The organism is Pseudomonas sp. 31-12, from assembly GCF_003151075.1.
Classification (GTDB): Bacteria; Pseudomonadota; Gammaproteobacteria; order Pseudomonadales; family Pseudomonadaceae; genus Aquipseudomonas.
On record NZ_CP029482.1, the window covers coordinates 5,046,701 to 5,059,964 of the forward strand.

General features: G+C 61.0%; 13 protein-coding genes. 4 read left to right on the top strand and 9 right to left on the bottom strand.

Annotated elements, in window-relative coordinates:
• The first annotated feature begins 208 nt into the window (after positions 1–208).
• The 4 genes from DJ564_RS23790 (at position 209) to DJ564_RS23805 (ending at position 2,901) form a co-directional block, all read left to right on the top strand.
• Positions 209–862, top strand: a complete 654-nt coding sequence (locus DJ564_RS23790; protein WP_109633808.1) for an HD domain-containing protein — start codon at positions 209–211, stop codon at positions 860–862.
• A gap of 112 nt (positions 863–974) precedes the next feature.
• The gene (locus DJ564_RS23795) at positions 975–2,180 is read left to right on the top strand and encodes an MFS transporter (RefSeq protein WP_109633810.1); all 1,206 of its coding nucleotides are present in this window, start codon (positions 975–977) and stop codon (positions 2,178–2,180) included.
• Between the two features lie 84 nt (positions 2,181–2,264).
• A complete protein-coding gene (locus DJ564_RS23800; protein WP_109633812.1) occupies positions 2,265–2,600 on the top strand; it encodes a hypothetical protein in 336 nt (111 codons plus the stop codon).
• Between the two features lie 46 nt (positions 2,601–2,646).
• Positions 2,647–2,901, top strand: coding sequence for a hypothetical protein (locus DJ564_RS23805; RefSeq protein WP_109633813.1), 255 nt, complete (start codon positions 2,647–2,649; stop codon positions 2,899–2,901).
• Between the two features lie 173 nt (positions 2,902–3,074).
• On the opposite strand, the gene DJ564_RS23810 is transcribed toward DJ564_RS23805, so the two are convergent.
• The 9 genes from DJ564_RS23810 to DJ564_RS23850 form a co-directional block, all read right to left on the bottom strand.
• The gene (locus DJ564_RS23810) at positions 3,075–4,004 is read right to left on the bottom strand and encodes a PfkB family carbohydrate kinase (protein ID WP_109633815.1); all 930 of its coding nucleotides are present in this window, start codon (positions 4,002–4,004) and stop codon (positions 3,075–3,077) included.
• Positions 3,997–5,463: a cytosine permease gene (locus DJ564_RS23815; RefSeq protein WP_109633816.1), complete on the bottom strand. Its 1,467-nt coding sequence runs from the start codon at positions 5,461–5,463 to the stop codon at positions 3,997–3,999. Before DJ564_RS23815 ends, DJ564_RS23810 begins: the two co-directional genes overlap by 8 nt.
• A 214-nt stretch (positions 5,464–5,677) precedes the next feature.
• A complete protein-coding gene (locus DJ564_RS23820) occupies positions 5,678–6,676 on the bottom strand; it encodes an ADP-ribosylglycohydrolase family protein (RefSeq protein WP_109633818.1) in 999 nt (332 codons plus the stop codon).
• Positions 6,673–7,386 (bottom strand): GntR family transcriptional regulator, encoded by a 714-nt coding sequence (locus tag DJ564_RS23825; protein WP_109633820.1) that lies wholly within the window; start codon positions 7,384–7,386, stop codon positions 6,673–6,675. Before DJ564_RS23825 ends, DJ564_RS23820 begins: the two co-directional genes overlap by 4 nt.
• Positions 7,387–7,581: 195 nt before the next feature.
• The gene (gene araH, locus DJ564_RS23830; protein WP_109633821.1) at positions 7,582–8,550 is read right to left on the bottom strand and encodes an L-arabinose ABC transporter permease AraH; all 969 of its coding nucleotides are present in this window, start codon (positions 8,548–8,550) and stop codon (positions 7,582–7,584) included.
• Positions 8,551–8,559: 9 nt separating this feature from the next.
• Entirely contained in the window at positions 8,560–10,104 is a 1,545-nt protein-coding gene (gene araG / locus DJ564_RS23835) for an L-arabinose ABC transporter ATP-binding protein AraG (protein ID WP_109633823.1), read from the bottom strand.
• Between the two features lie 66 nt (positions 10,105–10,170).
• Positions 10,171–11,175, bottom strand: coding sequence for a substrate-binding domain-containing protein (locus DJ564_RS23840; RefSeq protein WP_109633825.1), 1,005 nt, complete (start codon positions 11,173–11,175; stop codon positions 10,171–10,173).
• Positions 11,176–11,288: 113 nt separating this feature from the next.
• Positions 11,289–12,107, bottom strand: coding sequence for an SDR family oxidoreductase (locus tag DJ564_RS23845; protein WP_109633826.1), 819 nt, complete (start codon positions 12,105–12,107; stop codon positions 11,289–11,291).
• Positions 12,108–12,302: 195 nt separating this feature from the next.
• Positions 12,303–13,178: an SMP-30/gluconolactonase/LRE family protein gene (locus tag DJ564_RS23850; RefSeq protein ID WP_109633828.1), complete on the bottom strand. Its 876-nt coding sequence runs from the start codon at positions 13,176–13,178 to the stop codon at positions 12,303–12,305.
• Positions 13,179–13,264 lie beyond the last annotated feature (86 nt).

Genomic DNA, 13,264 nt, shown 5'->3' on the forward strand with positions numbered 1-13,264 from the left:
CGTTACATGGGAAATCTTACGGAGGGTAGCTTTTGTGGCGAGGGGGCTTGCCCCCGTTGGGTTGCGCAACCGCCCCAGTACGGTCATCGTAATCTTCCAGGCAGGCAGCGTTGAGGATATCAGGACTGCTGCGCAGTCCAACGGGGGCAAGCCCCCTCGCCACAAAAGCTCCCTCGCCACATATTCGCGCTCACTTAACAGGATGTTTATGACCACTGATGCTTTTACACCGCTGCAAACGCTCGCCACTGAGCTGCTACCCCACGCGTTGGAACCCTCGGAAGATGGCGCTCACGATCTGTCCCATCTGCAACGGGTGTGGCTCAACGTGCGCACGCTTCAGGCTGAAGAAGGTGGCGATCTTGAAGTGATGCTGGCGGCGGTGCTTTTGCATGATTGCGTGGCGGTTGAGAAGAATTCGCCGTTGCGTTCGCAGGCTTCACGCCTGGCAGTAGAAAAGGCGTCTGCCGTGTTGGCCGACATGGGTTGGCAAAGCGCAAAAATCAGTGCGGTCTCCCACGCCATTGAAGCCCACAGCTTCTCCGCCAACATCACCCCGACCTCGCTCGAAGCGAAGATCATGCAGGACGCCGACCGCCTCGACTCCCTCGGCATGCTCGGCGTCGCGCGCACGTTTTACATTGCAGGGCGCATGGGCAGCGCGTTGTACGACCCGCAAGACCCGGAAGCGAGGGCGCGGGACTACGATGACAAACGCTTTTGCCTTGATCACTTTCAGACCAAGCTGCTGCACCTGGCGGACGGTTTCCAGACGATGACCGGCCAGCGACTGGCGCGCATCAGGCATGAGCGCTTGAAAGGTTTCATGGAACTGTTCAAGGAAGAAATCGGCATACCCTGAGCGCATTACTCCGGCCGGCGCTAACCCTGGCATCGATAACCTCGGACCTAACAATGTCGATGTGCGTGGTAGATAGAGGGATAGCGCCTTTATCGGGTCAAGGAACCGCTTCATGTCTACCGCACCGCCCCATGTCTCAAGCAGGTTGTTCGGCCTGTTTTGCCTCGCCAGTTATTTGCTGTCGTTGTCCTACGGTTCGACGTTTCTGTTGTCGCTGTTGATCGGCTCCCGTGGCGGTAACGAACACGATGCCGGCAGTGTGATTTCGGCAGCGATGCTCAGTACGTTTGCGGCGGTGATTGTCTCCGGGCACCTGTCTGATCTGCTCGGCGCGGCGCGTTCGATTGCGCTGTTTGGCGTGCTGCTGGTGGCAGCCAGCCTGGGCTTCGCGGTGACGCCGGGTTTCGGCAATCTGTTGTTGTTTTTCGGACTGCTGCTGGGGCTGGGTTGGGGCGTGTTCTACACCTTGGGGCCGATTATTGTCGCGAGTCTGGTAACGCCCGCCCAACGCGCAAAATACTTCGCCCTGCTGTCCGGCAGCATGATGACCGGGATCGGCAGCGGTCCGCTGTTGGGCCGCGCGGCCAGTGCGCTGGGCTATCCGGTGACCGCCGCGTTTTACCTCGCGGCGCTGGCCAGTCTGATCGGCGTGGTGCTGTTTTGGCGGCTTGATGCTCAGTTGAAAAAAGCGCCCTCACCTGCCACCTCCGTCGCGCGCATTTCCTGGCGAGCAACTGTTCAGGTGCTGTCGTCCAAAGCAGTGTTCCCGATCATCATGGTCGGCCTCGGCGGGTGCGTATTCGGTGGCCTGTCGAGCTTTCAAACCAGCTACGCAGCGTCTCGCTCCCTGGATTACTCACTGTTCTTTTTCGGCTTCATGGGCGCGGCAATCAGCAGCCGAATGTTGATTGCCGCTTTTGTGGTCAAGCGCGATCCGTTCCGCGCGTCCTGCCTGCTGTCGGGGCTGATGATGGGCTCGATTGTGTTGTTCGGTTTTGTGGTCGACAGCGGATTCAGCTACGTGCTGGCGGCGATGATGCTCGGGGTCGGTTATGGGCTGACGTATTCGGTGATCAATGGCCTGGCGGCGAACGAAGCGCCGCACGGCACCACGTCGCAATCGTTGCTGCTGTTCAGCCTGTCGTACTTCATCGGCGTGTTCGGTTTTCCGTTGCTGGCCGGAAAGATCATCGTCGAGCACGGAATGACGACACTTCTGCTCACAGTTCTCGCCGTAGGGCTGCTGAACTGGCTGATCACCGTGGGCCGCTTGATCTGGCGCCGGGTCGTCAGCGCCAGATCGCTTCAGCAGGCCTGAACCGTTCGTCGTTCATCAGGCACCAATCCAAATCGGGGGCGGACCAACATCAGGTAAGGACTCTAATTGAATGGAGACGACACCATGATCACGTCCCGCTTGACTGCCCTCGCACTTGCCACGCTGTTGTCCTCTGCCGCGTTCGCGGCGACCCCCGCCCCCGGGACCGGCCCGACTAACCCGGTCGAAAGTCCAAAGTCCCCGACCACTCAAGGCTCGCCCGGCATGAACACCAATGGCTCGGGCGTCGACAGCGTGCCTGCGTCCACGGGCACCGACCCACGGATTCAAGGCAACGATGCGGGCCGTCAAGGGGGAATGAACCAGCCGGACACCCAGACACCCGATAACGCCGGCACCGGCATCGGCTCGAAAACCACCACCGGTGGCTCGGGTTCCGAAGGCGGTGCCAGCCAATAGTTCGCCCATGCGAGTTGCACCTATCCACATCCATGAAGAGGTAACCATGAACGTCGATAAAAACCTTGAGAAAGAAGTCCTGACCCGTCTGCTGCACGCCCATCCAGGTGGCTTGGGCAAGGAGGTCCTGGACAATTACCGGGGGGAGAAAGTCGTGGCCAGCGCCCTCGCCACGCTGCAGGATCGCGGGCTGATCCAGCACGGGCATGTGACCTGCAACGACGCCGGCGAGCACTCGCTGCAACTGCCGATCAAACTCAGCGCCGCTGGGGTTGAGGCGGCGCGAAAGCTGGACGTTTAACACGATGAATCAGGTCGCAGTCGTGCGCGGCTGCGACCGCTTGAGGAAGGCTGGTTAAGGCTGACTCATGTATTGAATTTAATGACTCCATCGCGAGCAGGCTCGCTCCCACATTGGATTTGTGTCGTTCACAGATCCAGTGTGGGAGCGAGCCTGCTCGCGATGGCGGTAGATCAGGCGCCAAAAGTCTTGCGGATCAACTCATCCACTTCGGCAGTACCCGGCGAAGTCGCCGGCCCCCACCGAGTGACCGCCAGCGCCGCAGCCGCATTCGCCCGCCACGCCGCTTCACCCGCCGACAACCCTTGCACCAACCCGGCCAGAAACACCCCGGCATGGGCATCCCCGGCACCATTACTGTCCACCGCCTCAACCTTGAAACCGGGCACATGCTGACGTTCGCCGTTCTGAAAGATCCAGCACCCTTGCGGCCCATCGCGGACCACCATCAACACCTTGGACGGCAGATGATCAGTCAGCCTGTCCAGCGCCTCGGCAATGTCCGACGCCCCGGTAAACCGCAACGCCTCGACACTGTTGCTGGTCCACACATCAATGCGCGGCAACAACATCTGCATCAACGGTGCATCCGGCGAATCCACCAATGGGCCCGGGTCGAACACCACGTTGACCGCGTTCGGCAAACCCGACACCCAGTCCACCAGCGCCTGTGCCTTGCCGGCATGCAGCAAGCTGTAGCCGCTGACATAAACGTAGTCGCCCGCCTCGACCGGCACGTCCGCCAGGTCCTCGGCGGTCAATTCGCCCTCGGCGCCGATGTAGGAAATGAAACTGCGCTCGGCCGACGCATCGGTCACCGCAACGCACAGCCCCGTGTCCCGTTCGGCCTTGTGTGCCATGCCAACCTGAATGCCTTCAGCCTTCATCGCCTCACGGGCCAGATCGCCGAAACGACCGGTGCCATGACGACCGAGGTAGACCACCGGCAAACCGTTCCGCTGGGCGGCGGCCATCACGTTAAACCCGCCACCGGCTTCGAAACTGGCGGACTGCGCCAGCACGTCACCGCCCGGTTGAGGCAGTTTGTCCACGGCCATGACCAGGTCGATGATGACCTGGCCGGTGTGCAATAACCTAGGCATGAGCGTTCTCGGCCAGCGCAGCGCGACGATCCCTCGCCCCACCGAGCACAAAATAAATCCCGCCGGCCACCAGGAACGTGACGATCCAGCCGAGGCCGTTATGGCCCAGCCACGAGTCAGACAGGAAACCGCGGAACCAGACGTTCTGTTCGGTGGTGCCAATGGTGGTGAAGCTGAAACCCAGCACGATCGCCAGCGCCCACGCACCAAACGCGCGCCACTCGATGCCGCCGTTGTACCAGTAGGCGCTGCTCCGGCTGACGTCCAGCAGGTCTTGGGGGCTGTAGTAATGACGGTGGATCAGGTCAACGACGAAGATCCCGACCCACGCCGTAATCGGCACCGCCAGCAGCGAAATGAAGGTAATGAACGGGCCGTAGAAACTGTCGGCGATCAGCATGAAGTAGATCGAACCGGCGAAGATCGCGACGATGTCGACCACCACGGCGTACACGCGTTTGACCTTGAGGCCGAGGGTCAGCGTGGTCAGACCGGCGGAATACACCGACAGGTTGTTCGACAGCAGCAACCCACCGAACGCGGTGATCAGGTACGGCACAGCCATCCAGGTTGGCAACATGTCGCGGATAGCGATGATCGGGTCAGTGGCCGACGCCAGATCGTTGTTGCCCACCGACAGCAGGCCACCGAGGGTGATCAGCAGCACCAGCGGAATCCCCGCACCGAACGCCGCCGACGCCACCAGGCGCACGGCTTTGACGCTGCGGTGCTGGTAGCGAGACATGTCGGCGCCGGCGTTGGCCCAGCCGATCCCGGTGCCTGCAGCCATGGTGCCGACGCCGATGATCATCGCGCTCAATGGCGCAGGCGTGGCGTTGAATACCGCGCTCCAGTCAATGGTGGCGCAAAGGAAGCCGCCGACCAGAATGTTCAGCGCACCGAACACGTAAGTCGCCCACTTCTGGATGACCAGCAAGGTGGCATGACCGAGGCCGGAGACCGACAAGGTCAGAAGCACGAAAATCGCGATGAAGATCAGGGTCAGTACCGGCGCGCTTTTGGCTTCCACCGGCGAACCGAACAGGATCGAGCACAACGACAGCAACACGAAGGCCGCGGTGGTGGTGTTGACGGTTTCCCAGCCCAGCCGCGACATCAGCGAGACCAGAGTCGGGCCGATGTTGCCGCGCACGCCGAAGATCGCGCGCGACAATGTCAGGCTCGGTGCGCGACCACGACGACCGGCGATGGAGATGATCCCGACCACGGCGAAAGAACCCGCAGCGCCGAGGATCGCGACGATGATCGCCTGCCAGATCGCCAACCCGCGAAACGCCACCAGCGTGGCGCCCAGCGGCAGCCCGAGGATGGAAATGTTGGCCGCGAACCAGACCCAGAACAGTTGCAGCGGATGACCGTTGCACTCGGCTTCCGGCACCGGTTCGATGCCGCGGGTTTCCAGTTGCCCGGCGCTTTGCCCGGCGTTCGATGAACTCATGAAAAATGCTCCTGTTGCCTTTTTTGTGGTTGTGGGCAATGACGGAAGACGAAAACAACAGCCCGGCTGTCCTGGCCAAGTCCGTGCGATCCATTGCGGGGTTATCAATTCAAATACGCGGCGCGCCTATCGCGAGCAGGCTCGCTCCCACAGGTACCGTTGGGTTTGCACTATCCCTGTGGGAGCGGGCTTGCTCGCGAAGAGGCCAGTCCAGTCAGCGCAAGGCTAAAAGCCCTTTTACCAAAGGCTCCAGCTCCAGATCATTAACGGTTTTGACCTGTTCGATCATCGCCACCGGCCAACTCCCAAGCCCCAGACAGGCTCCAAGCATCGCGCCGAGAATAGCTGCGATGGTGTCGGTGTCACCGCCCAGGCTCGCGGCCATGCACAGCGCTTCGAACGCGTTCATTTCACCGACGGCGACTTGTTGTGCCAGGGCAAACGACACGATCACCGACTCCTGCGACGCCACCGACGTGCCAATCACGTCGTACAGCAAATCCGCCAGCAACGCTTTGTCACTGTCGACGCTGATGGTCCGCGCCCAACTGATGCGCGAGGCAATCCGTCCGCCCGCGACCCAGTGGCCGTGGCTTTCAGCTTGCTGGGCGATTTGCTGGCCGAAGTTCAAGGCCTCGCCCAGGTCCATGCCGTTGATGCCGGCCGAAACCACCGCCGCCACCGCTGCCGCGCTGGAGATGCCCAGCGTGGTGTTGTGAGTAACCTGGCAGGCTTGTACCACGGCCCTGATGAAACGCTCAGGGTTGGCGACATCCGCTGCGAGGCCCACGGGCGTGATGCGCATCGCCGCGCCATTGGTGGTGCCGTAGCGCCCTGCTTCTTCCGGCGAGTGGCCGGCGAGGATCATCTCGATCGCGCGTTTGGTCGAAGGCCCGAGCAAGTCTTGGGAGCCCTTGGCCTGCATCCCGGCTTCCCATTCGATCAGCCGTTGAGCAAGCACGGCCGGTTCGATCCAGCCCTCACCGTCCACCAACAACTGACCGACGAGAATCGCCTGTTCGGTGTCGTCGGTGATCGAGCCCTTGGGCATGTTGGCGGCGATCGGTTGATCGGGGCCGGCGTCTTGCAGATCGGTGATATGGCCGAAGCGCGCCTTGATTTCCGCGCGGCTCAAGGACTGCGTCGGCATACCGAGCGCATCGCCCAAGGCCAGTCCGTAGAACGCGCCGAGCGCACGGTCGAACGCGGTCATTTTGATTCTCCAAACTGCAGGTGCAGGCGAAAGTGCACCGGGTCGAGCAAGCTTTCGACCTGTTCCATGAAACGGTTTTGCCGGTCGTAGGTGGTGCGCAAGGCTTTGAGGAAAACCGTGCCGACTGGGCGCCCGAGCAACTCGGCGTCTTCGGCGCTCAAGGGTTCTGCGCCGATCCATTGATCACCGCGTTCGCCGATATAGCCGTAGGCGGCCAGGGTGATGGTCAGGGAATGGTCGATCAGGCCGACACGCGGCAGGCTTTCCAGGCCTCCGGTGGCGGGCATCAATGAGCGTTCGAGGGAAACCAGCTTGCCGTCGTTGGAACGGCGACGCCGGTCAAGGGTGATGAACTGGTCGGTGCCGAAACGTGACATCAGGTCCGGCCGCGTGACGGCCTCCAGACGCAGCACTTCGGTATTGATCAGCGCCCCGCTGTCGGCCAGCGCCTGCGCCCAGCCGCTGCGTTGGTCGAGCACCACACCGTCAAAAGTGACGATGGAGCCCACGCCGCTTTGGGTCGCGATGTAGTTGCGTCGTTTCAACTCGGCAAGGGCCTCGCGCAGCGTGCCGCGGCTGACTTTGAATTCTTGAGCCAACTGATGCTCGCCCGGCAACAGAAAGCCGTCCTCCATGAGGCCGCTTTCGATGCGCCGGATGAGTTCGTCGACCACCCGTTGTTTCTTGTCAAATCGTACCTGTCTAATCATGTACAAAGTGATAACCGAAACGGGCTGGGGTGGGCAAGGATTATTTAAAGGAGGTGACAGGAGGAGTAACCACTGTGGCGAGGGAGCTTGCTCCCGCTCGAGTGCGCAGCACTCGCAAAATCCTGGATCAAAACAGAGATTTTGGGGCCGCTACGCAGCCCAGCGGGAGCAAGCTCCCTCGCCACAAAAGCGGGGTTAGCGTTGTTTGAGGCGGTCGATGACGACGGCCAACAGCAAGATCGAACCGCGAATCACATACTGATAAAACGTATCGATGTTCTTCAGGTTCATCGCATTCTCGATAATTGCCAGAATCAACACCCCGGCGATCACATGCCGGATCATGCCGATCCCGCCGCTCAGCGACACCCCGCCCAGCACGCAAGCCGAAATCACCGTCAGCTCGAAACCCTGGCCAATCATCGGCTGCCCGGAGGTCATGCGCGACGCCAGAATCACCCCGGCCAACGCACCGATCACACCGTGCACGGCAAAGATGAGGATCTTGGTCCGGTCAACGTTGACCCCGGCCAGCAACGCCGCTTCCTGGTTGCCGCCAATGGCCATGGTGTTGCGCCCGTAGGTGGTGTAATTCAACAACCAGCCGAAAAACAGGAAGCAGACGATGGTGATCAGGATCGGCACCGGCACGCCAAACAACTGGCCGTTACCGAAGACGAAGAACGACTCCTGCGACACGCCGACCGCTTTGCCATTGGCAAAAATGTAAGCCAGGCCACGAACGATCTGCATGGTCGCCAGCGTGGTGATCAACGCGTTGACCCGCAGCTTGGCGATCACGATGCCGTTGATCAGCCCGACGATCAGCCCCATCACCAGCGCCGCACTCACGCCGAGAAACACGCTGTCGGTGTCGCGCATCACCACCGCCGCGACCACGCCGGCACAGGCAATCACCGAGCCCACCGACAAGTCGAAATGCCCGGACGCCAGGCAATACAGCATGGTGCAGGCGGCAATCCCGGTCGTCGAAATCGCCAGGCCCAGACCGCGCATGTTCAGCGGCGAGAGGAAGTTGTCGATCAGCAGCGTGCACAGCACGAAGATCCCGGCCGCCGCCATCAGCATGACCCAGTCATCGAGAAAGCGCCGCAAGTCGAGGGGTTTGCGCTGGGTCGGCAGAGCGTTGTTTTGGATTGTCATAGTCACCTCTCAGTTCGCCACGCCGTCAGCGCGTTGGCGCGGCAAAGCCAGTTGCAGCAGGTTGGATTCATTGGCCTCTGCGCGAGACAACTCGCCGCGCATCGCGCCTTCGCAGAGCACCAGGATGCGGTCGGAAATGCCCATCACTTCCATCAGGTCGCTGGACACCACGATCACCGCAATGCCGCTGGCGGCCAGGTTGTGGATGATCTGGTAAATCTCGGCCTTCGCCCCGATGTCGATGCCGCGAGTAGGCTCGTCCAGCAGCAGGACTTTCATCGGCATCGACAGCCAGCGACCGAGAATGGCCTTCTGCTGATTGCCGCCGGACAGGTACATGATTTTCTGCTCGGCACTGGGCGTCTTCACTTTCAGCGCCTTGATCTGCTTGTCGGCGTTGCCCTTTTCCCACAGACCGCGCAACAGGCAACCGAACGTGGAATGGGCGCCGCGGGCGCTGATGTTGATGTTCTCGGCGACACTGGCGAGCGGCAGGATGCCCTCTTTCTTGCGGTCCTCGGGGCACAGCAGAATGCCGGCCGCGATCGCGTCGCGAGGGGAACGCAATTTCACCTCATGACCGCGAAGCTCCAGGCGTCCGGCGGTGTTGCGCGTCAGCCCGCTGAGCATCCGGAACAGCTCGGTACGACCGGCGCCGACCAGGCCGAACAGCCCGAGGATCTCGCCTTTGTGCACCTCGAAACTCACCGGCTCACGCAAGCCAGGCCCGAGCAAACCGTCAACCTTGAGCGCGACGGCACCACGCTGGCGACTGCGGTAATCGTAAATGTCCTGAATGTCGCGCCCGACCATGCACGTCACCAGTTGGTCGTGGGTCAGTTCACTCATGTCCTCGAAGGTGCGCACGTAGCGACCGTCCTTGAACACCGTCACCGCGTTGCAGATGCGGAACACTTCTTCCATGCGATGGGACACGTAAAGCACCACTTTCCCTTCGTCGCGCAGGCGCCCGATGATCGCCATCAATCGATCGATCTCCCGCGCCGACAGGCTGCTGGTCGGTTCGTCAAACGCGATCACATGCGCACCACGGGACAACGCCTTGGCGATTTCCACCAGTTGCCGCTGCCCGAGGGACAGGCGCCCGACTTTCTCCTGCGGATCGATTTCGTCGGCCAGGCCTTTGAGGCAGGCCAGCGCTTGTTGCCGCAGCGCACCTCGATTGATCAAACCGAAACTGGCCGGCAGATGACCGAGGAACAGGTTCTCCGCGACGGTCATTTCCGGCACCAAGTGCAGCTCCTGGTGGATCACCGCGACGCGGCTGGCGATGCTGTCGGCGGTGGACTTGAAGACCATCGTCTGTTCGCCGATCTGCAGGTCGCCGCTGCTCGGCGTGTAGGCACCGCCGAGGATTTTCAGCAGGGTCGATTTGCCGGCGCCGTTCTCGCCCATCAAGGCGTGAACCTGCCCCGGATGAGCGACGAAGCTGATGCCATCCAGCGCCTTCACCCCGGGAAAGGTCTTGCCGATCCCGTTGAAGCGCAGGCTACCGCCGACGCTGTGCTCATGTGTCTGTACTTGCGCGTGCATAAAACCACCTCATCACACAGATCAGGCGGCCCCGTCGCCAGGGCCGCCGATGAAATCAACCAGCCCTCAGTTCCACAGGCCGATCTTTTCCAGTTCCTGCTTGAAGTTCTCGCGAGTGATCAGCGTCACGTCGTCCATCGCGGTGTACTTCGGTGGTTCTTTGCCGGTGGTGACCCACTCGAACATCATGCTGGCGGTGTTGTAGCCTTCGATGTGCGGGCTTGGCAGCATCGAACCGAAGAAACCGCTGTTGGCTTTCTTCAGTTCGCCGATCGCGTCGGTGCCGTTGATGCCGATGCCGATCACGTTGGCCGCGGCAAAACCGGCGCTTTCGGTGGCGCGCACGCCGCCCAGCACGGTGTTGTCATTCATACCGCCGATGATCAGGTTCTTCGCCGCGCCCGGCAGTTTCACCAGGGCCGAGTTGGTGGCGTCCATGCTGCCCGGCACGTCGAGGGTTTTCAGGGCCGAGAACAGGATGTGGTCTTTCGGCATCCCGGCGTCTTCGAGGGCTTTGACTGAGCCGTCGGTGCGCTTCTTGCCAGTGTCGAGTTCATTGAAGGTGTTGATCACCGCGTAGGTGTCTTTCCAGTCCCAGCCGCGTTTTTTCGCTTCGGTGGCCATTGCCGCGCCCTGCTTTTGCCCGACTTCGAACGCCGCCATGCCGAGGTACGGAACGTCTTCCATGAACTTGCCATTGGCATCGACGAAGCGGTCATCGACGGCGATGACTTTCAAGCCATTGAGCTTGGCCTTGGCCATGATGGCCGGGCCGAGGGAGACATCCGGCGGGCAGATCACGAAGCCCTTGGCGCCGTTGGCAGCGAGGCTGTCGATGGCCGAGAGGGTTTTCTCGCCGTCAGGCACGGCGATCTTGATCACGGTGAAGCCCTTCTCTTTCCCGGCCTTTTCGGCGAATGCCCATTCGGTCTGGAACCAGGGCTCTTCCGCCTGCTTGACCAAGAAGCCGATTTTCACTTCCTCGGCCGCCAGCAGCGTACTGCTCAGGCTGACCGCAGTGACCGCCAGAGCGGCACAGCACAGGGAACGGATCCCACGACGACGATTCATAAGCTGACTCCTTGTTATTTTTTTTGAGCGTTATTTGAAAACGGTGCAGCAAATAGTCATATCGTATGATGATTGGCTTTCAGACGGAGTTCCGCGCCTGAAAGCCGTTTTGCTTAGTCGTGATACATGACCGAGCGACCACCATCGATGGTGATGCATGAGGCATTGATGAACGGCGCTTCATCACTGGCCAGGAAAACGGCAGTCATCGCCACTTCCATCGGTTGCCCGATACGCCGTGGTGGGTGCAGGTCGTAGGCCCGTTGACGTTCGGCCTGGGGGTCGGCAAAACCGTTCCAGTAATCGACGTTCAGTTGGGTTTCGATGTAGCCCGGCGCGATTGCATTCACGCGAATGCCCTTTGGCGCGTATTCAATGCCCAGCGCGCGGGTCAGTCCGAGCAAGCCGTGCTTGGCCACCGGGTACGGGAAGCAGCCCGGAATAATGTGAGTGGAATGGGTCGAGGCGATGTTGATGATGCTGCCGATGCCCTGCTCGATCATTTGCGGCAGCACCGCTTTGCAGCCGTACCACGCGCCGTCGAGGTCGATGGCGAAGCAGCGATGCCAGTCTTCTTCGGTCATTTCCAGTGGATCCCGGAACACGTTGATCCCGGCGCAGTTGACCAATACGTCGATCCGGCCGTGAAGCTCGACTGCCAACCTGGCCATCGCGTGCAGATCTTGTTGCCGGGAGACGTCGGCCTTGATCGCGCAGACATCGAAGCCTTTATCCCGCCAGTGCGCCGCGACTTTCTCGACTTTCTCGGCCTGGACATCACTGATAATCAGCTTGGCGTGTTGCGACGCAAAGGTGGCGACGATCGCCTCGCCAATGCCCTGCGCAGCGCCGGTCAGCAACACCACCTTGTTTTTCAGGCGCTCGCCCTTGGGCGGTTCGGGCACGGGTGGCAAGGAAAGAGGTTCAGCCATGGATCAACCCCCCTTTTGCAGGCACGACAAAAACCGGGCATCTGTCGATGTCCGGTCAAAATTCTTTTGGGAAAATCGCTGCATCACTTCACCTGTTTTGTTTTTTTAAGTGTGAGTGCGTGTAACTGATGGCCGACTATAAACCCGACCACCAAATAATCTCAATATATAATTTTACATCCCATATTTTGGGATTTATCCAGCAAAGCGATTGCAGGGTTTACCGGGCACATCGACGCGAATCGACAGCAGCGCGCCGTCCAGCGGATGGTTGAGCGGGCTCGCGGCGCTGGTGATGCAAAGGGTTTTCATGTCTTCGCCGCCAAACACGCAACTGGTCGGACGGCTGACCGGCAGTTCGATCACGCGGTCGACATGACCATCCGGGGTTAGCCTGATCAGGCAGCTGCCGTCCCATCGGGCGTTCCAGATGAAGCCCTCGGCATCCATCGCCGAGCCATCCGGGCCACCTCGCTCATGGGGACCGAACCAGACGTATGCGGTGTCCAGATTGCCGTCGGTGTGAACGAAATAGCGGTACAAGGTTTGGTCCATGCTGTCGGCGAAAAACAGCGTGGTCTCGTCTTCGCTCCACAGTAACGTGTTAGGAATGCCCAGCCCGCGAAGCAGCGGCGTGACACGGGCGTCGCGGTCGATGCGAAACAGGCCGCCGGATCGACGCACGATGGGCAAGTCTTCGCCGTTTTCTCCGATGTTGTTTTGCATGGTGCCGAGCCAGAGCCGGCCCTGTGCATCGCAGCGGGCTTCGTTGGCGCGGTTGCCGGGTTGCGGATCGGCGACGCAGAGCAAGGTCAGGCGCGGTTCGAGTCCTGGCGATTCAAGGTCCAGGCGATAGACGCCGCTACTCAACGTCACCAGCGCATCGCCGCTCTCGCAGGGGATGAACGCGGAGACGTGTTCCGGCATTTCCCAGATCTGCACGTTGGCGCCGATCAGCCGCAGAGCTTGCTTGCCGGCGATGTCCACCCAGTACAGCGCTTGGGTCGGCGCGTCCCAGAACGGACCTTCACCGAGTTGCGCACGGTGCCCGGTAACCGCATTCCACGTCATGAAACCTCCTGCTTATTGCTTTATGTGGGAGTGAGCCTGCTTGCGATAACGGTGTGTCAGGCACCTTGTCGCTGAATGCTAAACCG

What these genes read in the sequence shown, in the direction of transcription:
- DJ564_RS23790 (WP_109633808.1), top strand. Translation starts at nt 209, where the DNA reads ATGACCACTGATGCTTTTACACCGCTGCAAACGCTCGCCACTGAGCTG.
- DJ564_RS23795 (WP_109633810.1), top strand. Translation starts at nt 975, where the DNA reads ATGTCTACCGCACCGCCCCATGTCTCAAGCAGGTTGTTCGGCCTGTTT.
- DJ564_RS23800 (WP_109633812.1), top strand. Translation starts at nt 2,265, where the DNA reads ATGATCACGTCCCGCTTGACTGCCCTCGCACTTGCCACGCTGTTGTCC.
- DJ564_RS23805 (WP_109633813.1), top strand. Translation starts at nt 2,647, where the DNA reads ATGAACGTCGATAAAAACCTTGAGAAAGAAGTCCTGACCCGTCTGCTG.
- DJ564_RS23810 (WP_109633815.1), bottom strand. Translation starts at nt 4,004, where the DNA reads ATGCCTAGGTTATTGCACACCGGCCAGGTCATCATCGACCTGGTCATG.
- DJ564_RS23815 (WP_109633816.1), bottom strand. Translation starts at nt 5,463, where the DNA reads ATGAGTTCATCGAACGCCGGGCAAAGCGCCGGGCAACTGGAAACCCGC.
- DJ564_RS23820 (WP_109633818.1), bottom strand. Translation starts at nt 6,676, where the DNA reads ATGACCGCGTTCGACCGTGCGCTCGGCGCGTTCTACGGACTGGCCTTG.
- DJ564_RS23825 (WP_109633820.1), bottom strand. Translation starts at nt 7,386, where the DNA reads ATGATTAGACAGGTACGATTTGACAAGAAACAACGGGTGGTCGACGAA.
- araH (WP_109633821.1), bottom strand. Translation starts at nt 8,550, where the DNA reads ATGACAATCCAAAACAACGCTCTGCCGACCCAGCGCAAACCCCTCGAC.
- araG (WP_109633823.1), bottom strand. Translation starts at nt 10,104, where the DNA reads ATGCACGCGCAAGTACAGACACATGAGCACAGCGTCGGCGGTAGCCTG.
- DJ564_RS23840 (WP_109633825.1), bottom strand. Translation starts at nt 11,175, where the DNA reads ATGAATCGTCGTCGTGGGATCCGTTCCCTGTGCTGTGCCGCTCTGGCG.
- DJ564_RS23845 (WP_109633826.1), bottom strand. Translation starts at nt 12,107, where the DNA reads ATGGCTGAACCTCTTTCCTTGCCACCCGTGCCCGAACCGCCCAAGGGC.
- DJ564_RS23850 (WP_109633828.1), bottom strand. Translation starts at nt 13,178, where the DNA reads ATGACGTGGAATGCGGTTACCGGGCACCGTGCGCAACTCGGTGAAGGT.